Here is a 25,287-nt window from a genome sequence, read left to right on the forward strand (position 1 = left end):
CTCAAGCCCAGCGACAGGAGGGTTCGAATGCCCGAATTGCAAGGCCAATGCATGTGTGGCGCGGTTACAGTGACTGCCACCCCGGCGCGCGACGCGCTGGGTGCCTGCCATTGCGATCAGTGCCGCCGCTGGACCAGCTCGATGCTGGTGACCTTTCAGGCCGAACCTGGATATGCCGCGCTAGGACCCGTCAAGGTCTTTGCGTCTTCGGATTGGGCAGAACGCGCGTTTTGCTCGGATTGCGGATCGGCGCTGTGGTACCGGATCACCCTGCCCGGGGAAATGCACGGACAAACACAAATGGCCGCCGGATTGTTCGACAACGGAACCGGAAGCCCCCTGAAACTTGAACTCTATATCGACAAAAAGCCCGAGGGATACGCGTTCGAAGGAGAACGCAGGCAAATGACCAAAGCCGAGGTCGAAGCCATGTATGCCCTGCCGGAAGAAGGAGACAGCCAATGACCAAATATGATGCCGATTGGGTGCGGGCCGAAGAAGCCAAGCGCAAATGGATGGCGGAAAACGGTCTCTATTCCGAGGAAGAAGAGCATTCGTCCTGCGGTGTGGGTCTTGTTGTATCCGTTGACGGAAAGCCGTCGCGCAAGGTTGTGGATGCTGGGATCGATGCGCTCAAGGCAATCTGGCACCGTGGTGCTGTGGACGCTGACGGCAAGACCGGCGACGGCGCGGGCATTCATGTACAGATCCCGGTCCCCTTCTTCTATGATCAGATCCGTCGCACAGGCCATGAGCCCAATCTGGATGAACTGATTGCCGTTGGTCAGGTCTTTCTGCCCCGCACCGATTTCGGCGCGCAGGAGCGGTGCCGGACTATCGTGGAAACCGAAGTTTTACGCATGGGCTACTACATCTATGGCTGGCGCCATGTGCCGGTGGACGTAACCTGCTTGGGCGAAAAGGCAAACGCGACCCGCCCCGAGATCGAGCAGATCCTGATCTCGAATTCCAAGGGCGTTGATGAGGAGACATTCGAGCGTGAGCTCTATGTCATCCGTCGCCGCATCGAAAAAGCCGCCGCGTCTGCAGGGATTTCCGGTTTGTATCTGGCGTCGCTCAGCTGCCGCTCGATCATATACAAGGGCATGATGCTGGCCGAGCAGGTTGCAGTGTTCTACCCCGATCTGATGGACGAACGCTTTGAATCGGCGTTTGCGATTTATCACCAGCGCTATTCGACCAACACTTTCCCGCAATGGTGGCTGGCGCAGCCGTTCCGCATGTTGGCCCATAACGGCGAGATCAACACGCTGAAGGGCAACATCAACTGGGTTAAAAGCCACGAAATCCGCATGGCGTCCTCGACCTTTGGAGACTATGCCGATGATATCAAACCGATCATCGCAGGAGGATCGTCAGATTCGGCTGCGTTAGACTCTGTTTTTGAGGTTCTGGTCCGCGCTGGGCGTTCTGCCCCCATGGCGAAAACCATGCTGGTGCCGGAAAGCTGGTCCAAGCAGGCGGTGGAACTGCCGCAGGCCTGGCGTGACATGTATTCTTACTGCAACTCGGTGATGGAACCTTGGGACGGCCCCGCCGCATTGGCCATGACCGACGGCCGTTGGGTCTGTGCCGGGTTGGACCGGAATGGCCTGCGTCCGATGCGCTATGTGGTGACGGGCGATGGTCTGGTCATCGCGGGGTCCGAGGCGGGCATGGTGCCAATTGACGAAGCCACCGTGACCGAAAAAGGCGCGCTGGGACCGGGGCAGATGCTGGCCGTAGATATGAAAAAGGGCAAGCTCTACCGCGACACGCAGATCAAGAACAAACTGGCCCGTGCGCTGCCATTTGGCGAATGGGTTGGTAAGATCAACGATCTGGATGCTACGCTGAGCGGTGTGACCGAACGGCCCCTGTTTGCAGGTGAGGAGCTGCGCAAGCGCCAGATCGCTGCCGGGTATTCGGTTGAAGAACTGGAGCAAATCTTGGCGCCTATGGCCGAGGATGGCAAAGAGGCGCTGGCTTCGATGGGCGATGACACGCCTTCGGCCGTGCTGTCCAAACAATACCGCCCGCTCAGCCATTTCTTCCGCCAGAACTTCAGCCAAGTAACGAATCCACCGATCGACAGTTTGCGTGAATACCGCGTGATGTCGCTGAAGACGCGGTTCGGTAACCTTAAGAACGTGTTGGACGAAGACAGCAGCCAGACCGAGATCATCGTTCTGGAAAGCCCCTTTGTCGGCAATGCTCAGTGGGAAACTCTGGTCGAGAATTTCAACTCTCCATTGGCCGAGATCGACTGTAGCTTTGAGCCCGGCGAAGGAGCATTGGATCGTGCTTTGACCCGTATTAGAGCCGAATCTGAGGAGGCAGTGCGCTCGGGTGCCGGGCATTTGGTTCTGACTGATCAGTATTCTGGGCCGGACAAGGTGGCGATGCCGATGATTCTGGCCACCAGTGCGGTGCACAGCCATCTGACCCGCCAGGGGTTGCGGACCTTCTGTTCGCTCAATGTGCGTTCGGCGGAATGTATCGACCCGCACTACTTTGCGGTGTTGATCGGCTGCGGTGCGACTGTGGTGAACGCCTATCTGGCCGAAGATTCGCTGGCTGACCGCATTGAACGCGGCTTGTTGGACGGTTCGTTGACCGAGAATGTGGCCCGCTACCGCGAGGCGATTGACCAGGGCCTGCTCAAGATCATGGCCAAGATGGGTATCTCGGTTATCTCGTCATATCGCGGTGGCCTGAATTTTGAGGCTGTCGGCCTTAGCCGTGCCATGGTGGCCGAATATTTCCCGGGTATGACCAGTCGTATTTCGGGCATCGGTATTCACGGAATCCGGGTCAAGGCCGAGGCAATCCATGCCAAGGGCTGGACCAGCGGTCTGGACGTGCTGCCCATTGGTGGTTTCTACAAGGCGCGCAAGTCGGGTGAGACCCACGCGTGGGAAGCAACCTCGATGCACATGATGCAAATGGCCTGTAACAGAGCCTCATATGAGCTGTGGAAGCAGTATTCGGCCAAGATGCAGTCGAACCCTCCGATCCATTTGCGTGACCTGATGGACTTCAAACCCGTAGGCAAGCCGGTGCCGATTGAAGAGGTCGAATCGATCACCTCGATCCGCAAACGTTTTGTCACGCCGGGCATGTCGCTGGGCGCGCTGTCGCCCGAGGCGCACAAGACGCTGAACGTGGCGATGAACCGGATCGGTGCGAAATCCGACAGTGGCGAGGGTGGTGAAGATCCGGCGCATTTTGTGCCGGAACCCAATGGTGATAACCCGTCAGCGAAAATTAAGCAGGTTGCCTCGGGCCGGTTCGGGGTGACTGCCGAATACCTGAACCAGTGTGAAGAGCTGGAGATCAAGGTCGCGCAGGGTGCCAAGCCGGGCGAAGGTGGTCAGTTGCCGGGCATGAAGGTGACAGACCTGATCGCGCGCCTGCGCCATTCGACTAAGGGCGTGACCCTGATCTCGCCGCCGCCGCACCACGACATTTACTCGATCGAGGATCTTGCGCAGCTGATCTATGACCTTAAGCAGATCAACCCGCGCTGCAAGGTGACGGTGAAACTGGTGGCGTCCTCGGGCGTGGGAACGATTGCTGCTGGTGTGGCCAAGGCCAAGGCGGATGTGATCCTGATCTCGGGCCATAATGGCGGCACGGGCGCATCGCCTGCGACATCCATCAAATATGCCGGGCTGCCGTGGGAGATGGGCCTGACCGAAGCGCATCAGGTTCTGGCGATGAACAATCTGCGCGACCGCGTGACCTTGCGGACCGATGGTGGCCTGCGGACCGGTCGTGATATCGTTATGGCTGCGATGATGGGGGCTGAGGAATACGGCATCGGCACCGCCGCCCTGATCGCGATGGGCTGTATCATGGTACGTCAGTGCCAGTCGAACACCTGCCCGGTCGGTGTCTGCACGCAGGACGAGGACCTGCGCGCTAAGTTCACCGGCAACGCGGATAAGGTTGTGAATCTTATCACCTTCTACGCGCAGGAAGTGCGTGAGCTGCTGGCCAGCCTTGGTGCGCGCTCGATCGACGAGATCATCGGTCGGGCCGATCTGCTGGCTCAGGTCAGCCGTGGCTCGGCACATCTGGATGATCTGGACCTGAACCCGCTGCTGATCACTGTCGATGGTGCGCATGACATCGTCTACAACCGTGACAAGGATCGGAATGCAGTACCTGACACGCTGGACGCCGAGATCGTGCGCGATGCGGCGCGGTTCCTGAAAGACGGCGAGAAGATGCAGCTGTCTTACGCAGTGCAGAACACGCACCGGACCGTGGGCACCCGTGTTTCCAGCCACATCGTGCAGAATTTCGGCATGCGGAACACCTTCCAGTCCGACCACCTGCACGTGAAGCTGCAGGGCTCGGCCGGTCAGTCGCTGGGAGCCTTTGCAGCACCGGGTCTGAAGCTGGAAGTGTCGGGCGATGCCAACGACTATGTCGGCAAGGGCCTGTCGGGTGGCATGATCGTCGTGCGCCCGCCGCAAGTCAGCCCGCTGAAGGCGGATGACAACACCATCATCGGCAATACCGTCCTGTACGGGGCCACCGATGGGTACCTGTTCGCTGCCGGCCGCGCCGGTGAACGGTTTGCGGTACGGAACTCGGGCGCCAAAGTGGTGATCGAGGGCTGTGGCTCGAACGGGTGTGAGTACATGACCGGCGGTGTGGCTGTGATTCTGGGAGATATCGGTGCCAACTTCGGCGCGGGCATGACGGGCGGCATGGCCTATCTGTACGACCCCGAAGGCAAGGCCGAAAAGCTGATGAACATGGAAACGCTGGTGACCTGCCCGGTGACCGTCGACCATTGGGAAGATCAGCTGAAATCGATGATCGAAACCCATCAGTCTGAGACCTTCAGCCGCAAGGCCGCTGACATTCTGCAACATTGGGATGTGGAAAAAGCCAACTTCCTGCAGGTTTGCCCGAAAGAGATGCTGAACAAGCTCAGCCATCCTCTGACCAACGAAGCAGAAGCAGTTCCGGCTGAATAAGCCAGGCGATCATCCGAACACAACAAAGCCCGCGTGTCACGAAAAGCACGCGGGTTTTCCTTGTCTTAAAGTAATTTCCCCTCGTTAATTGCGATTTAATGCCGACCACGTTTAGTTGTGGCCATAGTTCTTTTGGGAGATGCAGGCAGATTGCAGCCCAGAGAGACAAGGAGGTGAAAGCAGTCGCATGCCGATGACCTATACGGATCAGTTCTTTGTGCTGGACCCGGCCAATCCAGGAGCCAATGGCACGGTGCCTGGCTCGACTTTGACGGTGCAGAAGTTTGATATTGTCGATCAGAACGATAATGACCTGATCAATCGCTTGAACGACGATTCCGTTGATGGTGTCGACATCACATCCTCTTTTTTCAACGACATGGTAACTGTTGAGTTAGGCGACGGCACTCAGGTCACTTATACCGGTGTGACGTTTTATCTGGCCGATGGGCGTGAGGTGTTTACACCCACCGATGGCCAGGTACTGCAGGACGGTGCTTTCGTCAGTTCGTCCATTACAGATACCAGCGATACGGGGGCCTCATTCGGGTCCGTCAATATTGCAAATGGTGATCTTGGCCCGCCCTGTTTCACGCCTGGCACGATGATCGGCACGCCCGAGGGGCCTCGATTGATCGAGGATTTAAAAGTAGGGGATTTAATCACCACCACAGATCATGGCGACCAGCCCTTACTTTGGATGGGGCGCACCAAGGTGCAGGCGCAGGGTAAACTGGCCCCCATCCGATTCGAGGCCGGAGTATTGGGACTGAATCAACCGTTGACCGTATCTCCGCAGCATCGAATGCTGATTGCTGACTGGCGCGCGCCTTATTTGTTTGGACATTCCGAGGTGCTGATTGCGGCGCATTGCCTGGTTAACGGGCGCACTGTCACGCGCGTCGAATGTGGTGAGGTCGAATACATCCACCTTTTGTTTGCACAGCATGAGATCGTCATAGCCAACGGGGCTAAAAGCGAAAGCTATTATCCGGGCCACGCAATTTCCCAGGCGGAGCAGGACACGCAGGACGAGGTATTGCGTCTGTTCCCGGAACTGCGTTCTCGTAATCCGGTGCTGCCGGAAACCGCGCGCCCGGTCATCCGCCCGCGCGAGGCCCGCGCGCTGGCGATATAAACCGTTCCAAACCGGCCCGCCGCGTCGTATAGCAACAGGATGGCAAAGAAAGCAGCGCGCAAGTCGAGCAGTAAGAAAAGCAAGGCGTCGAAGGCTAAGAAACAGACCCTATCGCGGATTCGTCGATGGGTTACGCGTGTCCTGTTGGGCGTCGTGGTCTTTTTCGTTGGTCTGGTAATGCTCTATTCGGTGGTGAATCCGCCAATAACCCATACAATCTGGTCTGAATGGCGCCGGTTGGGCAAGGTCGAACGTGACTGGGTGCCGATCGAAGAAATCTCTCCGGTCATGGCCCGTGCTGTTGTTGCAGCCGAGGACGCCAACTTCTGCCGGCATTGGGGATTTGATGTCGAAGCCATCCGCGATGCGTTGGAGGATGGCGGTTCGCGCGGGGCGTCCACGATTACTCAGCAAGTCGTAAAGAACGTGTTCCTGTGGCAGGACCGCAGTTGGGTGCGCAAGGCGCTGGAAACTTCGATTACACCTGTTGTCGAGATTTTCTGGAGTAAGCAGCGCATTCTCGAGGTCTATCTGAATGTGGCCGAAACCGGGACCGGTGTGTTCGGGGTCGAGGCCGCGGCACAGCACAATTTCGGTGTCAGTGCTGCAAACATGACGCCGACACAGGCCGCGCGGATTGCTGCCATTCTGCCCTCGCCCCGCAAACGGTCGGTCACCGACCCTTCGGTGTTCACCCGCAGGCGGGCGGCGTCCATCCTGGAAGGAGCGGCCACCATCCGCGCAGATGGTCGCGCGGATTGTTTCGAGGATTGAAACTTATCGCCCCTCAAGGCTAAAGCTGGGGGGTATTCACTGGTTCGATTGGAAGCCCATGGCGCGACTGTTTCATGTTCCCCTGTCCCCCTATTGCCGTAAGGTCCGCCTGTCTCTGGCAGAAAAAAAGATCGAGGTTGAGCTGGTCGAAGAGAAATACTGGGAGAAAGACCCGGATTTCCTGCGTCGCAACCCTGCTGGCAAAGTGCCAGTGCTGCGTCTGGATGGACATGTCATGGCGGAAAGTGCTGCGATTTGCGAATATATCGAGGAAACCCGACCTGAGCCTCCGCTGATGCCAAAGACGGCCGAGGCGCGATACGAGGTGCGCCGGCTGGTGGGGTGGTTCGATGACAAGTTCCACCACGAGGTGACTTCTAAGCTTTTGTATGAGCGGGTTAACAAGAAGGTCACGGGTGAGGGCTATCCGGACAGTAAGAACGTCAAGGAAGGGGCCCGCGCAATCAAATACCATCTGGATTACATGGCTTGGCTGCTGGATCATCGGCGCTGGCTGGCAGGGGATCAGATGACCTTGGCGGATTTTGCCGCTGCTGCGCATCTTTCGGCGTTGGATTACATTTCGGATGTGGATTGGAACCGTTCTCAGGCGGTTAAGGATTGGTATGCCAAGATTAAATCCCGACCGGCATTCCGGTCTATTCTGGCGGATCAAGTGCCCGGCTTCCGGCCACCGCCGCATTACGCCGATCTGGATTTCTGATAGTGTAAAAAGGGGGCTGTCTGCCCCCCATCGCGCAGTTGCGCGATTCCCCCGAGGATATTTTTAGCCAGATGAAGAGCGGATCGGGTTTAAAGGAAAAGTTGATGGCGCAGGCGCTGAACGAAGGATTTGTATCCTGTCGTATCTGTCGTCCGTGGGATGTGCCGCAGGTTCCGGCCCGGTTGGACGCGTTTTTACAGGCTGGGTATCATGGTCAAATGGGGTGGATGGCCGAGCGGTCCCACTGGCGGGGCGATCCGGCGGCGCTTTGGCCCGAGGCGCAATCTGTCATCATGCTGGCCGAAAGTTATACGCCTGAACATGATCCGACTGAGGTATTGGGCTACCCGGACAAGGCGGCAATCTCAGTCTATGCGCAGAACAAGGATTACCATGATCTGGTCAAGAAGCGGCTGAAGCGGTTGGCGCGTTGGCTGATCGCCGAAGCTGGGGGTGAGGTGAAGGTGTTTGTCGATACCGCGCCAGTGCCGGAAAAGGCTTTGGGTCATGCAGCCGGATTGGGTTGGCAGGGCAAGCATACTAATCTGGTAAGCCGGGACTGGGGCAATTGGGCTTTTATAGGGTCTGTTTTTACCACTGTGGACCTGCCTGCCGATATGGCCGAGGTCGATCATTGCGGCTCGTGCCGGGCATGTTTGGATGCCTGCCCGACCGATGCTTTTCCGGCCCCATATCAATTGGATGCGCGGCGATGCATCTCTTACCTGACTATTGAACACAAGGGGCCGGTCGACGAAGGCTTGCGTACCAAGTTGGGCAACCGGATTTATGGCTGTGACGATTGCCTGGCAGCCTGTCCTTGGAACAAGTTTGCAGTTGCGGCGAGTGACATTCGGTATGCCGCCCGGGACGAATTGAAAGCGCCGCCTTTGGCAGAACTGGCGATGCTGGATGATGCAGCTTTTCGTGCGAAATTCTCGGGCTCTCCGATTAAGCGGATCGGACGGGACCGATTTGTCCGCAATGTGCTGTACGCCATCGGAAACTCGGGTATGTCCGAGCTTCGGCCCGTCGCGCAGGGTTTGACCGATGATCTGGACCCCACAGTTGCCGACGCTGCGCGCTGGGCGGTGCAACGATTGTCATAAGTGCCGCAAACAGGCTGGACGTGTCGGTCCAAACCGCTAAACCCATCCACAGCGAACAGGAAGGAGAACCCGATGGCGTTGGCTTTGGGGGTGGATACGGGCGGAACCTATACCGACGCGGTGCTGATCCGGGATGAGCGTGAGGTTATCGCCTCGGCCAAGTCCCTGACTACGCGGGCCGATCTGGCGATTGGCGTGGGCAAAGCGATTCAGGCGGTTTTGGACACCGCGCAGGTGGCGCCCGAGCAGATTTCGATGGCGTCGCTGTCGACCACCTTGGCAACGAACGCGCTGGTTGAGGGTCAGGGCGGGCGGGTGGCGCTGATCTATATCGGGTTCAAGGACGGTGATCTGGACAAGCATGGTTTGCGGGACGCATTGAAGGGTGATCCGGCGCTGGTCGTTGGAGGCGGTCATACCCATGCCGGGGGCGAAGCTGCGCCGCTGGATGTGGCGGCGATTGAGGCGTTTTTAGACTCTCATAAAGGCATATCGGGTTTTGCCATTGCGGCGCAATTCGCCACACGGAATCCGGCGCATGAGCTGGAGGCGGCGCGGATCATTGCGGAAAAGATCGGGGCTCCGGTCACCTGTTCGCATCACTTGTCGGCCAAGCTGAACGGTCCAAAACGGGCAGTGACCGCGGTGCTGAACGCCCGGCTGATCGGGATGATTGACCGGTTGATCGGGCGGGCGCAGGACCGGCTGATGGAATTAGGTATCACCGCGCCGATGATGGTGGTGCGCGGGGACGGCGCCCTGATGAGCGCGGAACAGGCGCGTGAACGGCCGATTGAGACCATCCTCAGCGGACCGGCGGCATCTATTGTCGGGGCAAGCTGGCTGACGAGAACCGAGAACGCTCTGGTTTCGGATATCGGCGGGACGACCACCGATGTAGCGCTGATCCGGGACGGCAAGCCCGCGATTGACCCGGTGGGGGCGCAGGTCGGCGGGTTCCGCACCATGGTCGAGGCGGTTGCGATGCGCACCCATGGCCTGGGTGGTGACAGTCAGGTGCATGTGGTGACCGAAGGTTTGGGAGGAGGCGTATTTCTGGGACCACGCCGCGTACTGCCGGTGTCGCTGATTGCGTCCGAAGCGCCTGAGGTCGTTCATGTCGCTTTGGACACGCAGTTGCGGGCAACGACAGTGGGCGAGCATGACACGCGTTTCGCTCGCCGCGTTCCCGGTATTCATGCCGAAGGTTTGGATGCGCGGGAAGAGGGCCTGCTTGAAAGGCTGGGTGACAAGGTTCTACCGCTTGGCGATTTACTGCGGACCCGGATAGAGAACGGGGCTCTGGCGCGGTTGGTGGATCGTGGGATCGTTCAGGTCTCGGGCGTGACGCCATCGGATGCCAGCCATGTTCTGGGTCGGTTGGATTCCTGGGATGGGGATGCCGCGCACAAAGCGCTGGAACTGATCGCGCGCAAGCGGATCGGAACTGGTGACAGGCTGGCCAAGACGCCGGAGGAACTGGCGCAGATCATCGTGGACCAGCTGACCGAACAAACCACTTTGACCTTGTTAGAGAATGCTTTTGCAGAAGAGGCTGAGGCTTTTGGCCTTCCGTCGGCTGATCTTGCCCGCCATGTCCTGACACGAAGGGGCCTGTCTGGTCACCGAGGTCTGTTGGCGCTGGATACGACGTTGAACGTCGATGTGGTAGGCCTCGGGGCGTCGGCGCCCAGCTATTACCCTGCGGTCGGTGAGCGTCTGCGCTGTCGCATGATCCTGCCGGAACATGCAGGCGTGGCCAATGCCATCGGTGCCGTGGTGGGCCGCCTAACCCTGCGCAGAACCGGGACGGTCACGTCCCCGTCCGAGGGCCGGTTCCGGGTTCACCTCGAAGACGGACCGCAGGATTTCAACGAATCCGACGCGGCGTTGGAATTTTTGGAATCGGTGTTGCGAACCGAGGCTGAAGATGCGGTCCGTGAAGCTGGTGCAGCTGATATTCGAGTCGTGGTCGACCGGGACGTCCGAACCGCCCGGATTGAGGCGCAAGACGTGTTTGTCGAGGCCACGATCACCGTCGAGGCCAGCGGCCGCCCTCGAGTGGCGAAGGGTTAGCCCCCTCAGGGGCTTTCCTCTTATTCAGCTGCGTCGCGCTTGGGCAGAACCCATCCTGCGCGTGGAAAATGGCAGGTATAGCCGTTCGGGATACGCTCCAGATAATCCTGATGCTCGGGCTCTGCCTCCCAGAAATCACCGACGGGTTCGACCTCGGTCACCACCTTGCCGGGCCAGAGGCCACTGGCATTTACATCGGCGATTGTGTCCAGGGCCACCTGTTTCTGGTCCTCGTCCACATAGTAGATTGCTGAGCGATAGCTCATCCCACGATCATTGCCTTGACGGTTCACTGTGGTGGGATCGTGAATCTGGAAGAAGAACTCCAGCAAATCACGATAGGTGATTGTGGCGGGGTCGAAAAAGATCTCGATCCCTTCGGCATGAGTGCCATGGTTGCGATAAGTGGCATTGGGCACGTCACCACCCGTATAGCCGACGCGCGTGCGAGACACCCCCGGCAGCTTGCGGATCAGGTCCTGCATGCCCCAAAAGCAACCTCCGGCCAGAACGGCACGTTCTTCGGTCATTGGATTTCCTCCACGTGGATCAGATATTCACCATACCCTTCGGCCTCCATCTCATCACGATGGATGAACCGCAGAGCGGCAGAATTGATGCAATAGCGCAGCCCGCCATGTTCGCGCGGACCGTCTGGAAACACATGTCCCAGATGGCTGTCGCCATGTTTCGAGCGGACCTCGGTGCGGATCATACCATGAGTGGCATCGTGGAATTCTTCCACATGCTCATGGATGATGGGTTTGGTAAAGCTGGGCCAGCCACAACCGGATTCGTATTTGTGGGTCGAGGCAAATAGCGGCTCACCCGAGACGATGTCTACATAAATTCCCGGTTCCTTGTTGCTCAGGTATTTGCCGGTGCCGGGGCGCTCGGTTCCACTGCGCTGAGTGACATGAAACTCTTCGGGCGACAGGGCGGCGATGGCCTCGGGGTCTTTGGTATAGCGGGTCATGGCTCCTCCGGTCATTTTTCCTGTGGCATAATCTGGGGGCAGGGGCGAGGAAATCAAAGCCCTATTTCAGTGCGCTCGCGCAGTCGTGCGGTTGATCCGCAGGCCCGACCGTAACGTATACCATGACAATAGGGAGGTATTGCCATGGTTCGCGTTTTTCTTCTGACTGCATTGATATTGATAGGACGTGCGGTTCAGGCGGCTCCTGTAAGTGGTGAGTTTGCGTCGATCGACGGTGGCACATTGTCCATCGAGGATTGGCGGGGCCAGCCGGTTTTGGTCGTCAATACAGCGTCGCAATGCGGGTTTACCGGCCAATATGCGGCTCTACAAAGGGTATATGAGGATTATTCTGATCGTGGTTTGATTGTTTTGGCCGTGCCGTCGGATTCTTTCAACCAAGAACTGAACACAGCAGATGAGGTTAAAGAATTCTGCGAGCTGAACTACGGCCTGACGCTACCAATGACAGATATTACCCCGGTGACTGGCCCGGAGGCGCATCCATTCTACAAGTCCGTGGCAGCTCAGACAGGGTTTGTTCCGGGATGGAATTTCAACAAGATCCTGCTGGATTCTCAAGGCTCTGTCGTTGCCACCTATGGAGCCAACGTTAAGCCCGACGCGCCCAAGTTGCTGCGTCAGGTCGAGACCTTGCTGCCCTGAAGCGGCTGCCGCGACAATTGCACAGCCAAAATCCCCAACGTCGTGATCCCGACGCCCCCAACATCCAATGGGCCCAGTTTTTCGCCCAGCAGAATGGCGGCGATGGTAACACCGAAAACAGGATTGAGAAAATGGAAGGTCGCTGCGCGGGTGGCACCGATCCGGTCCAGCAGCAATACCCAGATCAGCGTGGCCAATAGCCCAGGAAACAAAGTGGTGTAGGTGAACGCCAGCGCCAAAGGCACTGTCAGATGGATATAGATCGTTTCAAACAAAGATGCAGCGACGAACAGAACGGCCGATCCGACCAACATCTGCAACCCGACCACCATCATGAAATTCCCACCCGAGGTCGCCCCGCGTATGGTTAGCGTGGCAAAGGTCAGCGCCAGCGCCCCGATACAGCAGAGGGTTACGCCAAACAGGTCGACACCGCCTCCGATGCGGGTGCTCATGATCAGGGCCACGCCAGCGAAGCCGGCACATAAGCCCAGTACCGCAATTGGGCGCAGCCTCTCTCCAAGAAACAACCACCCAGTCAACGCCACAAGCAGTGGCATGGTCGAGGCTATGATAGCAGCAACAGAGGCCTCAACAGTTTGCATTGCATAGAAGTTCAGACCCAAATAAAGGGCATTTTGGCAAATTCCAAACAGGATCGTCGCGCGCCACTGGGGCCGCGTCAGGTTCCAGCTTTGACCCATGGCGCGCGCAATTGCCACGCCCAGACAGCCCGAAACCAAAAATCGCAGAGCCAGTGAAAAAAGTGGAGACGCATCAGCAACGATAATCCGAGCGGAGGTAAAGGCCGACGACCATATGAAGGCAAAAACCAGCCCCATGGCTATTGCGCGTAAGTCCATTGGGCCTCCTGTCACATCGCTGGGACTGTTCCCGATTTCCAATTTGGCTGCAAGCTTTGCTTGTCAAAAAGCCTCACCATAAAATCACGCTCGCATCTTGGGGCGGTTCTTTGGCTGTCTACTTGTTCTGGTTGTTCGCGTGGTCATTCATGATTGGGCAGTGCGCTGATGCTTCCAAGGTGTGACCAGACCACCACTGTTTACTCAAAGTGAACAGATTGTTTCTTTCCCGTTTGTTTGGATGCTTCACATTGGTGCGTGCAAGATAAGCCCGGAAGTTCAGCGGGCACATTGGATACGAATAGGTGTGCGAAAACAAAAAAGGCAAATCAAAGCGTCCTGAAAAAGCGTCGAGTGGATAACTAAAAGGAGCAAGATGAATGAAGCCTACAAAAGTGCCAACCCCTTCGCAAAATGCAATCGACAAGCTCGAGGAGTTGAATTTCGACTTCCCGGAAATCGACGTTCCAGACGTCGAATTGCCAGATTTACCAGTGGACGTTTCTGCCCCTGAAGCCCCGACGTTTCCTGAGCTGTCTTTGCCCGAGGACACGGTGGCAGAAATCGACATACCGGCAGCCCAATTGCCAACAGAAATCTTTGATCTGGGGTAATCAGGCGAAATCTGTCTTTGCTATGAGCGTTCTGTAAGCGCCACTAGCAAGGTGGTGCTAGCTCAGGTGATCGAGCAGTCGTTCACGATTCGCAAAACAAAAAAGAAAAAGGGCCCCCAAAAGGCGGCCCTCAATCGTTAGCAGTGAAAGCTGGGATCAGCCGTTCACGCTGTCTTTCAGTGCCTTCGCAATGGTCATTTTGACCACCTTGTCAGCTTCTTTCTTGAACTGCTCGCCGGTGGCGGGGTTGCGCACCATGCGCTCGGGGCGTTCACGGCAGTAGATTTTGCCAACGCCGGGCAGGGTCACTGCGCCGCCGGCAGAAACTTCGCGGGTGATCAGGCCGGTCACGGCCTCCAGCGCGGCGTTTGCAGCTTTCTTGTCGGTTCCCATTTCCTCAGCGAGAGCAGCAACCAGCTGAGTCTTTGTCATAGGCTTTGCCATTTCTTGGTCTCCTTAACGTGCCCGATACATAGGGCCTCACCGCGTAACTGTAACGGGATATTGTGGCCGAACACAACGAATAGTAGCGCGGAAAACCCTAAAAATAGGGGGAATCCGTTGTTTTTTTGCGTCAGAGAAAGGCCGTTTCGTCAAATGAACGCAATTTCCGGCTGTGCAGACGCTCTAACGGCATGCCGCGCAAGTGTTCCATCGCGCGAATTCCGATCGCCAGATGGCGACTGACCTGAGTGGTATAGAACGACGAAGCCATGCCGGGAAGCTTTAATTCCCCGTGCAACGGCTTGTCAGACACGCACAGCAACGTGCCATAGGGGACGCGGAACCGATAGCCATTTGCAGCAATTGTTGCGCTTTCCATATCCAGCGCGATTGCGCGTGATTGGCTCAGGCGCTGGACCGGGCCGGACTGATCGCGCAGCTCCCAGTTGCGGTTATCGACCGAGGCGACTGTGCCGGTGCGCATGATCCGTTTCAGCTCATACCCTTCCAGTTCGGTGACTTCGGCCACGGCCTGTTCCAGCGCCACCTGAATCTCGGCCAGCGGCGGGATTGGCACCCAGACGGGCAGGTCATCGTCCAGCACCTTGTCTTCGCGCAGATAGGCATGGGCCAACACAAAATCCCCCAGCGCCTGCGTGTTCCGCAAGCCCGCGCAGTGGCCCACCATCAGCCAGGCATGCGGGCGCAGCACCGCGATATGATCGGTGGCAGTTTTCGCATTGGACGGCCCGACGCCGATATTGACCAGCGTGATCCCAGACCCGTCTGCGCGTTTCAGGTGATAGGTCGGCATCTGCGGCAGTTTCAGGGGTTGCTCAAGTACCCCATCAGCCATTGTGATCTGCGCATTTCCGGTTGAGACAAAGCTGGTATAGCCACTGTTGGGGTCAGCTAGTTGCGTCCTGGCATAGTTTTCGAACTCGGACACATAGAACTGGTAGTTGGTGAACAACACGTGGTTCTGGAAATGACTGGGATCGGTCGCGGTGTAATGCGAAAGGCGCGCAAGTGAGTAATCGACCCGCTGCGCGGTGAACAGGGCCAGCGGGCCGACCTCATTCTCGGTGTCATGGATACCATTGACGATGTCATCGTTGGTAGTGGCCAGGTCCGGCACGTCAAACACATCGCGCAGAGTGAAGCTGGCCGCCCCCTGATGCGGGACAACCAGGTCCGGATTGTTGGCAACGGCAAAATGCACTGGGATGGGTGTGTCCGAGGCACCGATCGTCACCGGTTGATCATGATTCCGGATCAACAGTGCGATCTGTTGGGTCAGGTATGATCGGAACAGATCGGGCCGCGTGACGGTGATTACGTGGGTGCCGGGCTCCGACACGTGACCAAAGCTGAGGCGGCTGTCGACCTGCGCATAGGATGACGTTTTAATGCGAATTTCCGGGTAATAGGCTCTGAATCTCTCGGCCGGGGCATCGCCCTCCATTGCCTCTGCAAAGCTGTCGCACAGGAATTTGGTCGCTTGGTCATAAAGCTGTTCCAATCGTGCGACCGCTGCAGCAGGGTCAGTAAATTTCTCGGGCGCCGGTAAGTCGGGTGTTCGAATAATCGTCATGCAAGAGGTTCCAAAAGATCGATCTTTTCAAATGTGCGCACGTCGACCAGTCCAAGGTCTGATATCCGTAGCTCGGGGATAACGACCAGAGCCAGCAAGGAGTGCTGCATATACGCGTTGTTCAGCTGACAACCACAGGACTGCATCGCCGCGACCATCTGTTCCGCTTTTGCCGCCACGTCGATTGCCGGACTGTCAGACATAAGCCCGGCAATAGGCAGCTCAACCAACGCCCGCTCCTTACCATCACGAAAGATTGTGATACCACCTCCCACCTCGGCCAGTCGGTTTGCTGCCAACGCCATCTGTGTGCGGTCGGTGCCCACAACGATCATATGGTGGCTGTCATGGGCCACGGTTGATGCCATTGCCATTTTGCCTCGATAGCCAAAGCCCGAGACAAAGGCGTTTGTCACGCCACCGGTCGCGCGGTGGCGTTCGACCAGCGCGATCTGGCAGACGTCGCCTTCACCGTCAACCAGACCGCCGATGATCGGCAGTTCAGCCTTCAGCGCCTTGGTTGGGGCCTGATTCTCAACAACGCCGATCACATTGGCCTGTACCCGATTGGCGCCCGCAGGCGCTTTGATTTCAAAATCCGTCGTGGTCAGAACGTGGCCCAGATGCACAGTGTTGCGGGCGGTCTCAGGCCAGTCCAAGTGCGGACAGTCTACGGCGATTGCTCCATCCTCGGCCACGATCCGACCTCGCGCGATAACTAACTCGATGGGCAGATCACGCAGGTCCGAGCTGAGGATAATGTCTGCCCGCCGCCCCGGCGTGATTGAGCCGATCTCACGTTCCAACCCAAAATGCGTCGCGGTGTTGATTGTCGCCATCTGCAATGCGACCAGCGGATCGCAGCCGCAGGCAATCGCATGGCGCACGACACGATTCATATGCCCATCATTGACCAGCGTCCCGGAATGGCAGTCATCCGTGCACAGGATAAAGTTGCGGGGATCCAGTCCTTTTTCGGTAACGGCGGTGATTTGGCTTTCCACATCGTACCAAGCTGAACCCAGCCGCATCATCGACCGCATTCCCTGTCGCACGCGGGCTATGGCGTCGGCCTCACAGGTGCCTTCGTGGTCATCTGCCGGGCCTCCGGCAACATAGGCCGCAAATTCAGGCCCTAAATCGGGCGAAGCATAGTGTCCGCCCACGGTTTTACCCGCCCGCTGGGTTGCCGCGATTTCTGCCAGCATCTTTGGATCGCCATGGATTACGCCAGGAAAGTTCATCATTTCACCCAAACCGATGATACCCGGCCAGCCCATCGCTTCTGCCACGTCTTCGGGCGTGATCTCATAGCCCGTGGTCTCCAACCCTGGGGCGGATGGGGCGCAAGACGGCATTTGGGTGAAGATATTCACCGGCTGCATCAGCGCCTCGTCATGCATCATACGTACGCCGTCCAATCCCAGCACATTGGCAATTTCATGCGGGTCGGTGAACATCGAGGTGGTGCCATGCGGAATCACCGCGCGGGCAAACTCGGCCGGAGTCAGCATGCCCGATTCGATATGCATATGGGCATCGCACAGGCCGGGCAGCATATAGCGCCCCTTTGCTTCGATGATCTGTGTATCCGGGCCAATGCAATGCGATGCGTCGGGCCCAACAAATGCGATGCGTCCTGCGGTTATGGCGATGTCGTGGTCAGGCAGGGTCTCGCGGCTGTGCACATTCACCCAGATACCGCCGCGAATGACCACATCCGCAGCTTCGCGCCCTGCGGCAACAGCGATCAAACGGGGGGCGACATCGGGCCAGCTTGGGAAAGGTGTGTATTCCATGATTCAACTTTCCCGAATGATGCGAAAGGTTCAACCCCTGCCGAACAGCTATCATAAAACCGTCACGCAGTGCGCCAGCGCTGCTTGGCCCAACCAGAGGAGGTGCCCCGTCGGGGCATCGACGAAGGGCGGGAGTCCCCCGGATCAACGCAGCTGGTCTGCCTCCATCTCCTGGCGCAGCCAATCTGCGAAAGCCAGCGCACCCGGGGTTTCCTCAGCCTGGGGTGACAGCAACAGGTAATAGGCCTCGGGCATCACCGCGCGGTGGTCAAAAGGTGCTACCAGACGCCCCTGTTCGATCAGGTCACGTGCGATAGTGTCATGGGTCAAGCACAGTCCCCCTCCGACCATCGCAACTGATAGGCTGACCAGATATGTCGTGGAATAGGTAATCGGAGGATTTGCCCAGTTTAGAGCCTGTTCTTCCGCCCAGTTGGCCCAGTTGGACAGAAGGTTCGAGCAATCAAACAGCGGCTGTTGCTGCAGCGTGTCCAGTGTCACGTCATAGCCCGGTGCGCAGACCGGGTAATAGTGATCGGTGCGCAGGAGTTCCGTCCGCACCGTATCCGAAGGCCGCAATGAGTACCGGATTTCCACTGCGGCCCCTTCGGCCATCTCTCGTGGCTCCCACAACTCGGTGAAGATATTCAGTTGCACTTCGGGGTGTGCTGCCCGGAATTGCGGCAGACGCGGTGCTAGCCAGTTCACCGCAAAAGTTATGTTGCTTTGTACTTGAACTGCATTTTGCTGTGCCCCGGTTACGGCTTGCGTGCCGCGTACCAACGTTCGAAACGCCTCGCGTACCACAGGCAGATAGGTGATCCCTGCCTCTGTCAGTTCCAGCGCACGCGGACGGCGCAGGAACAGAGGCTGGCCCAGATAGCCCTCAAGCGACTTGATCTGCTGGCTCACCGCGCTTTGGGTCATGTTCAGATCGCGTGCCGCGCCGGTAAAGGACAGATGGCGGGCGGCTGCCTCGAACGTGCGCAGCCAGCCCAGCGGAGGAAGCGATTTCTGCATGTGCATAACTCTGCCATTAGCTCAGCTAATGAAATAGTTGCGATTTTTTCGTTGGTCAAACTTTTGCGGTGAAGGCACGCTTTTCAAAACCTCAGCTACCCGAACGAGAGCCCGCCATGACCGTTACAAACCTGCGACCCAATATCGACCACTGGGAGGACCGCGTGGACCTTGCCGCCACCTTCCGCTGGACCGAGCGGCTGAACATGCATGAAGGAGTGGCAAATCACTTCAGCCTAGCGGTGAATGACGAAGGCACACAATTCCTGATGAATCCCAACCAGATTCATTTTGCTCGGATCAAGGCGTCGAATCTGCTGCTGTTGGACGCCAATGACCCGGACGTGATGTCCCAGCCCGGCGCGCCTGACCCAACTGCCTGGGGTTTGCACGGTTCGATCCACCGGCACTGCCCACACGCGCGTTGTGTGATGCATGTGCATTCGATCTTCGCCACCGTGTTGGCCTCATTGGCTGACAGCACTTTGCCGCCGATCGATCAGAACACCGCGACTTTCTACAACCGTTACGTGGTGGACAACGAATTCGGCGGGCTTGCCTTTGAAAGCGAAGGCAAGCGCTGCGCCTCGATGCTGTCTGACCCGAAAAAGAAGGTCATGATCATGGGCAACCACGGCGTTCTGGTGATCGGCAGTGATCCGGCGGATACCTTCAACCGTCTTTTTTACTTCGAACGCGCCGCCGAAACTTACATCCGCGCCCTGCAAACTGGCCAGCAGCTGCGCGTACTGTCTGATGAGATTGCCGAGAAGACCGCACAAGAACTCGACGATTATCCCGATCAAGCCGAGGCTCATCTGCGCGAGATTAAGGCTCTGCTGGATGCCGAAGGCTCCGATTACGCCACATAAAGGGTATAGCCATGACTGACGCCACTCAGGATCCCGAAGCCGCCCGCTGGCACTATCACCCCGAAGGACCAGTGGGATTAAACCCGCTGTTCAACTGGCCCCCACGTCCGGCCGCCGTATTGAAATGGTATAGCGGTGCGTGGTTGCAGATCACGGCATTGACCCTGTGCATGGTGTTGGCTGTTACGGCTTACGTGGTCTTTTTCCCTGCGTTAGAGACGATGCAGAGCTTTGCACCTGGCTGGATGTTCCGTATCTGGTTGCTGAACATGGTACCTCAGATTCTTGTCGCGGGTGGCCTGCACTGGTGGCTCTACATGCGCAAAGGGCAGGGCATGTATAAGAAGTTCGATCGCCGCGACCTGACCCGCAACAACGGCAACTTCACTTTCCGCAATCAGGTCTGGGACAATATCTGGTGGACATTGGGCAGCGCGATGACTGTGGCGACCGTCTATCAATGGGTGATCTACTGGGCGATGGCCAATGGTTATGTGCCGACGGTTACTTGGGCCAGCGCACCTGTCTGGTGTGTGGTCTGGATGCTGTTCATTCCGATGTGGTCGGGGCTGCATTTCTATTGGGTGCATCGGTTGGAGCATCATCCCAAGCTCTATAAGCACGTCCATGCTGTGCACCACCGAAACGTAAATATCGGCCCGTGGTCAGGGATTTCGAACCACTGGTATGAGAACCTTCTGTATTTCACCACCTACTTCGTCCACCTGATCGTGCCGTCACACCCCCTGCACCTGCTGTTTCACACGTATTTTCAGCAGATCAGTCCGGTCCTGTCGCATTCCGGGTTCGAAAAGTTGCGTGCCGGAGAGACTGATGCCGCCCGCGCCGGGGACTTCTTTCACCAGCTGCATCACCGGTATTTCGAGTGCAACTATGGCACCTCCGAGATCCCCTTTGACAAGTGGTTCGGCACTTACCATGACGGATCGGCCGAGGCGACAACTCGGACCCGCGCGTTCAAGAAGCAGATGTATACCTAAACTCAGGTCCGCTCGAACAAGGCAATCAGCGCTGTGTCATCTTTATTGGGGCCACTTGCGAGATCACCGTAGATTCGCACTTCGGGCAGGGCGAGGTTTCGAATCTCGCCCTGCGCCAGTCTGTGCAGGGTTTCGGCAAAGCCCAGCTTTTCATAGTGCTGCGCGTTGATCGACAGGGCGAACTGTGCACCGGGGCGGGCGATACGCAAGAGCGAGGGCAGGGCCTCGGGACCCAAATGACCATGAGTGAACGTACCCGAGGAGACAATGCCCGCATAGCTGTCGGCAGGGACAGGAATGCCTTGATTCAAGTCAGCCTCAATCGCGTCGCGGTAGATATCCTTGCGCATGGCTTGGTCCAACATTTCGGGGCTGATATCGGTGGCGTCGATTGGACCGACGCCCAGCCTGGCCAAAACCGCGCCGCATAACCCGGTGCCTGCGCCCACATCCAGAACCGGGCCTTGCCCACCTGCAGCGACAAAGGCGCGCGCGGTATGAATGTGTAACTGATAATCTTCACGCGTAGCAAAGCTTTCATCATAATCCCCGGCCCATTCGGCATAGAGCTGTTTGTGCTCTTCCGGTGATTCCAGCTTGTAGGCAGTGTGCAGATTGGGTGTTTTGTTACTCATGCTTAAAAGAAAGGCGCATTGAGGGATTCGAATCAAGTATTCTGACTCAGGTGCTTGCATCCATCCGAATTGCGGATCATCAAAGTCGTCATGACAGGTACTCTATTTTCGTTCGGTCACGGGTACTCGGCTCAGGCCTTGTCCCGTCTGCTCAAACCTCAGGGTTGGAACATTTGCGGCACCACCCGCGACCCGGCCCAATCCCCAACTATTCGCGCATCTGGCGCTGACCCCTTGATATGGCCGGGGCAAACGCCGGATCTAAAGGGGGTGACGCATCTACTGATCTCGACGTCCCCTAAGGCGGATGGCGATCCGGTATTGTCGGTGTTGCGGGATGAGATCACCGCGCGGGCGGAGCAGTTCCAATGGGTCGGGTATCTGTCGACGACCGCCGTCTATGGCGATCATCAGGGAGAGTGGGTTGATGAAACCACCCCGCCCACGCCTACGGCCGAACGCGGCCGGTGGCGGGTGCGAGCCGAACAGCAATGGCTGAACATTCCCGGACTGCCCGCGCATATCTTTCGGCTGGCGGGTATCTATGGCCCTGGTCGCGGCCCCTTCTCCAAGCTCAAACGGGCGGGGATGCGGCGCATCATCAAGCCGGGGCAAGTGTTCTCGCGTATTCACGTCGCGGATATTGCCCAGGTTCTCGCCGCTTCGATGGCTGCACCCAACCCTGGTGCCATATATAATGTATGTGATGATGAACCAGTGCCGCCGCAGGACGTGATCTCTTATGCCGCTGAGCTTCAGGGTCTGCCCTTGCCGCCCGCAGTGCCATTTGACAAAGCTGATCTGACGCCAATGGCCCGTAGTTTCTATAATGAGAACAAGCGGGTCAGGAATGACCGTATTAAAGACGAGCTGGGCGTGCGGTTGATCTATCCCGACTACCGCACCGGGCTTGAGGCTCTTATGAAAGACACCTGAGGTCTCAAATGGCGGCGGCATTGATCATGTCCGCCGCCTTGTCGGCTGCTATGCTGGTCGGCTTATTCGTGTTTCTGGGCTCCAGTCTCGGTATGGCCTAAGCGTAGACGATGCGACGCATCGGCTTTTCCTGCACGCAAGTCCAAGTCAATCACTACCGTTTCACCCACACCCGATTTCAAGAATCCGACAATGTGATGGATGGCTTCGGTGCGAGACAGGTTATGATGTTCCCAAGCGGCAACGGTCTGCGCCGTGTTTGTTCCAAACATTTCCCAATACGCTGGGCAGGCAGGAATAAATCATAATTTTTCCCTATCACAATCATCATTAAACAAAACTTTTTTGCATGGGTTGGATTTGCTACTTCTGACGACGACAAGACAAGAGTCGCCGATACGTCTGTTGGAACGTGTGCAATCTCGGCCGCGTATCTAAAAGAGGTAAAAGTGTCATCTATATATGTTCTTGATCGCCCGAGTTTTTCACCGCGCGACTGAGCCGGATTTTAGCCAGGATTGGAGATCGATATGGACGGAAGTGATAACCCCAAAACGGGCGGATGCCCGGTAATGCATGGCGCCGGTGCCCGGTCGAACCGGGATTGGTGGCCGAACCAGTTGAACCTGTCGATCCTGCATCAGCACGCGCCTGCGTCAAACCCGCTGGGTGCGGATTTCAACTATGCCGAAGAGTTCAAGAAGCTGGACATGAAGGCGCTGAAAGAAGACCTGTATGCGCTGATGACGGATTCGCAGGACTGGTGGCCAGCGGACTATGGTCACTATGGCGGTCTGTTCATCCGTATGGCGTGGCACAGCGCCGGGACCTACCGGACAGCCGATGGTCGGGGCGGTGCCTCAACCGGTAACCAGCGCTTTGCGCCGCTGAACAGCTGGCCGGACAATGGCAACCTCGATAAAGCGCGCCGTCTGCTGTGGCCGATCAAGCAGAAATACGGCAACCAGATTTCGTGGGCCGACCTGATGATCCTTGCTGGCAACTGCGCCATCGAGTCGATGGGCGGCAAAACCTTCGGCTTTGCCGGTGGCCGCGAAGACATCTGGGCACCTGAGGAAGACATCTACTGGGGCTCGGAAACCGAATGGCTGGCGCCGACCGACAACCCGCACAGCCGTTATTCGGGCGAGCGTGATCTGGAAAACCCGCTGGCCGCTGTGCAGATGGGCTTGATCTATGTGAACCCCGAAGGTCCGGATGGAGAACCGAATGTCTTGGCTTCGGGTCGTGACATCCGAGACACCTTTGGCCGGATGGCGATGAATGATGAAGAAACCGTCGCTCTGGTTGCTGGTGGTCACACGTTTGGTAAGGCGCACGGTGCTGGCGATCCCGATTTGGTTGGCCCGGACCCTGAGGCCGCGCCGATTGAAGAGATGGGCTTTGGCTGGATCAACAAGTTCGGCTCGGGCAAGGGTGACGACACGACCACCTCAGGCATCGAAGGCGCCTGGACCGCGAACCCGATCAAATGGGACAACGGCTATTTCGATCTGCTGTTCGGCTATGACTGGAACCTGACCAAAAGCCCCTCAGGCGCATATATCTGGGAGCCGATCGGCGTTAAGGAAGAAGACATGGCCCCGGCGGCGCATGATCCGACGAAGAAGGTCAAAACCATGATGACCACCGCCGACATGGCGATGCGCATGGACCCGATCTATGGCCCGATCTCGAAACGCTTCCATGAGAACCCGGAAGAGTTCGCCGATGCTTTCGCCCGTGCGTGGTTCAAGCTGACGCACCGCGACATGGGTCCACGCTCGGCCTATATTGGCCCAGAGGCTCCGACCGAAGAGCTGATCTGGCAGGATAACGTCCCGGCCGTAGATCATGAACTGATCGACAATGCAGATGTGGCCGACCTGAAAGCCAAGATCGCGGCAAATGGCCTGTCTATATCCGAACTGGTCTCAACCGCATGGGCCTCGGCCTCGACCTTCCGTGGCTCGGACAAGCGCGGGGGTGCCAACGGCGCTCGTATCCGTCTTGCGCCGCAGAAAGACTGGGATGTGAACGAGCCGATGAAACTGTCCAAAGCGCTGGGCGCGCTTGAAGGCATTCAGGAAGCGTTCAATGACGCTCAATCAGGTGCTAAGAAAGTGTCTCTGGCGGACGTGATCGTTTTGGCCGGTGCCGTTGGTATCGAACAGGCCGCCAAGGCTGGCGGTCAGGATGTCGAGGTTCCATTTACTCCGGGTCGTACTGACGCAACGCAAGAGCAGACCGATGTGGACAGCTTCTCGGTCATGGAGCCCATCGCCGATGGTTTCCGCAATTACCAGAAGGCTGACTATTCCGTCTCGCCCGAGGAACTACTGGTCGACCGCGCACAACTGCTGGGCCTGTCCGCACCCGAGATGACGGCACTTGTCGGTGGTCTGCGTATGCTGGGTGCCAACTTCGGCGACAGCAAGCACGGCGTGTTCACCGACCGCGTCGGAACGCTCAGCAATGACTTCTTCACCAACATTCTAGACATGAGCACCGAATGGAAACCGTCGGGTAAAGGCGTCTATGAGGGCCGCGACCGCTCCAGCGGTGAGGTCAAGTGGACCGGCACCCGCGTCGATCTGGTCTTCGGCTCGAACTCGCAACTGCGGGCGCTGGCCGAGGTCTATGGTCAGGCCGATGCCGAGGGTAAATTCGTCTGTGACTTTGTCTCGGCTTGGAACAAGGTGATGAACGCGGGCCGCTTTGATCTGAAGTAAGCCTGCGACCTTTGCAGTGATTTGCGCCGCTAGAGGAGACTCGGGCGGCGTTTTCTTTGACCCGACTCTCGCCTGTGTAGCCAGCATTGGGTACGATTCCGCTGAAATGCCTTTTCCTCTGTATTGTCAGGCAAGGAATAGCTGATCAGGCGATGGGAATTATGAAGTTAAACTATTGATTTCATTAAGACGAGTAAGTTTTTGCCGAGAAATGTGAAGTTTTTTCAAAATGGGGGTTGCGGGTCCCAGACCTAATCCGTAAATACCCCTTCACCGGCGCTGCTGAGGCGGTTGTTGGGACGCTGGAGACGGCGGAGACG

Annotated in this window: 21 protein-coding genes; 13 read left to right on the plus strand and 8 right to left on the minus strand. The window is 57.7% G+C overall.

Annotated elements, in window-relative coordinates:
• Window positions 1-27 precede the first annotated feature (27 nt).
• The 7 genes from GOW93_RS06735 (at window position 28) to GOW93_RS06765 (ending at window position 10,815) form a co-directional block, all read left to right on the plus strand.
• The gene (locus GOW93_RS06735) at window positions 28-465 is read left to right on the plus strand and encodes a GFA family protein (RefSeq protein WP_170382476.1); all 438 of its coding nucleotides are present in this window, start codon (window positions 28-30) and stop codon (window positions 463-465) included.
• The gene (gene gltB / locus GOW93_RS06740) at window positions 462-4,994 is read left to right on the plus strand and encodes a glutamate synthase large subunit (RefSeq protein ID WP_170382477.1); all 4,533 of its coding nucleotides are present in this window, start codon (window positions 462-464) and stop codon (window positions 4,992-4,994) included. Before GOW93_RS06735 ends, gltB begins: the two co-directional genes overlap by 4 nt.
• Window positions 4,995-5,181: 187 nt before the next feature.
• Entirely contained in the window at window positions 5,182-6,132 is a 951-nt protein-coding gene (locus GOW93_RS06745; RefSeq protein ID WP_170382479.1) for a Hint domain-containing protein, read from the plus strand.
• A gap of 39 nt (window positions 6,133-6,171) precedes the next feature.
• Entirely contained in the window at window positions 6,172-6,906 is a 735-nt protein-coding gene (mtgA, locus tag GOW93_RS06750) for a monofunctional biosynthetic peptidoglycan transglycosylase (protein ID WP_170382481.1), read from the plus strand.
• 58 nt (window positions 6,907-6,964) lie between these two features.
• On the plus strand, window positions 6,965-7,630 hold the full coding sequence (fzlA, locus tag GOW93_RS06755) for an FtsZ-binding protein FzlA (RefSeq protein WP_170382483.1): 666 nt from the start codon (window positions 6,965-6,967) through the stop codon (window positions 7,628-7,630).
• Between the two features lie 71 nt (window positions 7,631-7,701).
• A complete protein-coding gene (gene queG / locus GOW93_RS06760) occupies window positions 7,702-8,739 on the plus strand; it encodes a tRNA epoxyqueuosine(34) reductase QueG (protein ID WP_170382485.1) in 1,038 nt (345 codons plus the stop codon).
• A 72-nt stretch (window positions 8,740-8,811) separates the two neighbouring features.
• Window positions 8,812-10,815 carry a hydantoinase/oxoprolinase family protein gene (locus GOW93_RS06765; RefSeq protein WP_170382487.1) on the plus strand — a complete coding sequence of 668 codons (2,004 nt, stop codon included), beginning with the start codon at window positions 8,812-8,814 and terminating at the stop codon, window positions 10,813-10,815.
• A gap of 20 nt (window positions 10,816-10,835) precedes the next feature.
• On the opposite strand, the gene msrA is transcribed toward GOW93_RS06765, so the two are convergent.
• Entirely contained in the window at window positions 10,836-11,345 is a 510-nt protein-coding gene (gene msrA / locus GOW93_RS06770) for a peptide-methionine (S)-S-oxide reductase MsrA (RefSeq protein WP_170382489.1), read from the minus strand.
• Entirely contained in the window at window positions 11,342-11,791 is a 450-nt protein-coding gene (msrB, locus tag GOW93_RS06775; RefSeq protein WP_170382491.1) for a peptide-methionine (R)-S-oxide reductase MsrB, read from the minus strand. Before msrB ends, msrA begins: the two co-directional genes overlap by 4 nt.
• Before the next feature lie 144 nt (window positions 11,792-11,935).
• On the opposite strand from msrB, the gene GOW93_RS06780 reads away from it, so the two are divergent.
• Window positions 11,936-12,457 carry a glutathione peroxidase gene (locus GOW93_RS06780; protein ID WP_170382493.1) on the plus strand — a complete coding sequence of 174 codons (522 nt, stop codon included), beginning with the start codon at window positions 11,936-11,938 and terminating at the stop codon, window positions 12,455-12,457.
• Here GOW93_RS06780 and GOW93_RS06785 read toward each other — a convergent pair.
• Window positions 12,433-13,320, minus strand: coding sequence for a DMT family transporter (locus GOW93_RS06785; protein WP_170382495.1), 888 nt, complete (start codon window positions 13,318-13,320; stop codon window positions 12,433-12,435). The genes GOW93_RS06780 and GOW93_RS06785 overlap by 25 nt on opposite strands.
• A 380-nt stretch (window positions 13,321-13,700) precedes the next feature.
• Here GOW93_RS06785 and GOW93_RS06790 point away from each other — a divergent pair, with 380 nt between their 5' ends.
• Window positions 13,701-13,934 (plus strand): hypothetical protein, encoded by a 234-nt coding sequence (locus tag GOW93_RS06790; RefSeq protein ID WP_170382497.1) that lies wholly within the window; start codon window positions 13,701-13,703, stop codon window positions 13,932-13,934.
• A 156-nt stretch (window positions 13,935-14,090) separates the two neighbouring features.
• Here the strand turns inward: GOW93_RS06790 and GOW93_RS06795 are convergent, their stop codons facing one another.
• From GOW93_RS06795 to GOW93_RS06810, 4 genes are all read right to left on the minus strand, one after another.
• A complete protein-coding gene (locus GOW93_RS06795; protein ID WP_170349467.1) occupies window positions 14,091-14,378 on the minus strand; it encodes an HU family DNA-binding protein in 288 nt (95 codons plus the stop codon).
• Window positions 14,379-14,508: 130 nt separating this feature from the next.
• Window positions 14,509-15,972, minus strand: a complete 1,464-nt coding sequence (locus tag GOW93_RS06800; RefSeq protein ID WP_170382499.1) for an AMP nucleosidase — start codon at window positions 15,970-15,972, stop codon at window positions 14,509-14,511.
• Window positions 15,969-17,771, minus strand: a complete 1,803-nt coding sequence (gene ade / locus GOW93_RS06805) for an adenine deaminase (RefSeq protein ID WP_170382501.1) — start codon at window positions 17,769-17,771, stop codon at window positions 15,969-15,971. The genes GOW93_RS06800 and ade overlap by 4 nt, the downstream gene beginning before the upstream one ends.
• A 144-nt stretch (window positions 17,772-17,915) precedes the next feature.
• Window positions 17,916-18,791, minus strand: coding sequence for a LysR family transcriptional regulator (locus tag GOW93_RS06810; RefSeq protein WP_170382503.1), 876 nt, complete (start codon window positions 18,789-18,791; stop codon window positions 17,916-17,918).
• 116 nt (window positions 18,792-18,907) lie between these two features.
• Here GOW93_RS06810 and GOW93_RS06815 point away from each other — a divergent pair, with 116 nt between their 5' ends.
• Both GOW93_RS06815 and GOW93_RS06820 read left to right on the plus strand, forming a co-directional pair.
• The gene (locus GOW93_RS06815) at window positions 18,908-19,663 is read left to right on the plus strand and encodes a class II aldolase and adducin N-terminal domain-containing protein (RefSeq protein ID WP_170382504.1); all 756 of its coding nucleotides are present in this window, start codon (window positions 18,908-18,910) and stop codon (window positions 19,661-19,663) included.
• A gap of 11 nt (window positions 19,664-19,674) precedes the next feature.
• Entirely contained in the window at window positions 19,675-20,664 is a 990-nt protein-coding gene (locus GOW93_RS06820; RefSeq protein ID WP_170382505.1) for a sterol desaturase family protein, read from the plus strand.
• Between the two features lie 2 nt (window positions 20,665-20,666).
• Here the strand turns inward: GOW93_RS06820 and GOW93_RS06825 are convergent, their stop codons facing one another.
• Window positions 20,667-21,299 (minus strand): class I SAM-dependent DNA methyltransferase, encoded by a 633-nt coding sequence (locus GOW93_RS06825; protein ID WP_170382506.1) that lies wholly within the window; start codon window positions 21,297-21,299, stop codon window positions 20,667-20,669.
• Window positions 21,300-21,389: 90 nt separating this feature from the next.
• On the opposite strand from GOW93_RS06825, the gene GOW93_RS06830 reads away from it, so the two are divergent.
• Together GOW93_RS06830 and katG are read left to right on the plus strand one after the other, a co-directional pair.
• Window positions 21,390-22,235 carry an SDR family oxidoreductase gene (locus GOW93_RS06830; RefSeq protein WP_170382507.1) on the plus strand — a complete coding sequence of 282 codons (846 nt, stop codon included), beginning with the start codon at window positions 21,390-21,392 and terminating at the stop codon, window positions 22,233-22,235.
• Window positions 22,236-22,765: 530 nt separating this feature from the next.
• A complete protein-coding gene (gene katG, locus GOW93_RS06835) occupies window positions 22,766-24,967 on the plus strand; it encodes a catalase/peroxidase HPI (RefSeq protein ID WP_170382508.1) in 2,202 nt (733 codons plus the stop codon).
• Window positions 24,968-25,287 lie beyond the last annotated feature (320 nt).

It is taken from the genome of Ruegeria atlantica, from assembly GCF_013032455.1.
Taxonomy (GTDB): Bacteria; Pseudomonadota; Alphaproteobacteria; order Rhodobacterales; family Rhodobacteraceae; genus Ruegeria; species Ruegeria atlantica_B.

Coding starts and splice junctions, on each gene's coding strand:
- GOW93_RS06790 (WP_170382497.1), top strand. CDS start 13,701: ATGAAGCCTACAAAAGTGCCAACCCCTTCGCAAAATGCAATCGACAAG.
- GOW93_RS06780 (WP_170382493.1), top strand. CDS start 11,936: ATGGTTCGCGTTTTTCTTCTGACTGCATTGATATTGATAGGACGTGCG.
- GOW93_RS06825 (WP_170382506.1), bottom strand. CDS start 21,299: ATGAGTAACAAAACACCCAATCTGCACACTGCCTACAAGCTGGAATCA.
- GOW93_RS06795 (WP_170349467.1), bottom strand. CDS start 14,378: ATGGCAAAGCCTATGACAAAGACTCAGCTGGTTGCTGCTCTCGCTGAG.
- GOW93_RS06745 (WP_170382479.1), top strand. CDS start 5,182: ATGCCGATGACCTATACGGATCAGTTCTTTGTGCTGGACCCGGCCAAT.
- mtgA (WP_170382481.1), top strand. CDS start 6,172: ATGGCAAAGAAAGCAGCGCGCAAGTCGAGCAGTAAGAAAAGCAAGGCG.
- queG (WP_170382485.1), top strand. CDS start 7,702: ATGAAGAGCGGATCGGGTTTAAAGGAAAAGTTGATGGCGCAGGCGCTG.
- fzlA (WP_170382483.1), top strand. CDS start 6,965: ATGGCGCGACTGTTTCATGTTCCCCTGTCCCCCTATTGCCGTAAGGTC.
- msrA (WP_170382489.1), bottom strand. CDS start 11,345: ATGACCGAAGAACGTGCCGTTCTGGCCGGAGGTTGCTTTTGGGGCATG.
- msrB (WP_170382491.1), bottom strand. CDS start 11,791: ATGACCCGCTATACCAAAGACCCCGAGGCCATCGCCGCCCTGTCGCCC.
- GOW93_RS06815 (WP_170382504.1), top strand. CDS start 18,908: ATGACCGTTACAAACCTGCGACCCAATATCGACCACTGGGAGGACCGC.
- GOW93_RS06830 (WP_170382507.1), top strand. CDS start 21,390: ATGACAGGTACTCTATTTTCGTTCGGTCACGGGTACTCGGCTCAGGCC.
- ade (WP_170382501.1), bottom strand. CDS start 17,771: ATGGAATACACACCTTTCCCAAGCTGGCCCGATGTCGCCCCCCGTTTG.
- katG (WP_170382508.1), top strand. CDS start 22,766: ATGGACGGAAGTGATAACCCCAAAACGGGCGGATGCCCGGTAATGCAT.
- GOW93_RS06810 (WP_170382503.1), bottom strand. CDS start 18,791: ATGCAGAAATCGCTTCCTCCGCTGGGCTGGCTGCGCACGTTCGAGGCA.
- gltB (WP_170382477.1), top strand. CDS start 462: ATGACCAAATATGATGCCGATTGGGTGCGGGCCGAAGAAGCCAAGCGC.
- GOW93_RS06820 (WP_170382505.1), top strand. CDS start 19,675: ATGACTGACGCCACTCAGGATCCCGAAGCCGCCCGCTGGCACTATCAC.
- GOW93_RS06765 (WP_170382487.1), top strand. CDS start 8,812: ATGGCGTTGGCTTTGGGGGTGGATACGGGCGGAACCTATACCGACGCG.
- GOW93_RS06785 (WP_170382495.1), bottom strand. CDS start 13,320: ATGGACTTACGCGCAATAGCCATGGGGCTGGTTTTTGCCTTCATATGG.
- GOW93_RS06735 (WP_170382476.1), top strand. CDS start 28: ATGCCCGAATTGCAAGGCCAATGCATGTGTGGCGCGGTTACAGTGACT.
- GOW93_RS06800 (WP_170382499.1), bottom strand. CDS start 15,972: ATGACGATTATTCGAACACCCGACTTACCGGCGCCCGAGAAATTTACT.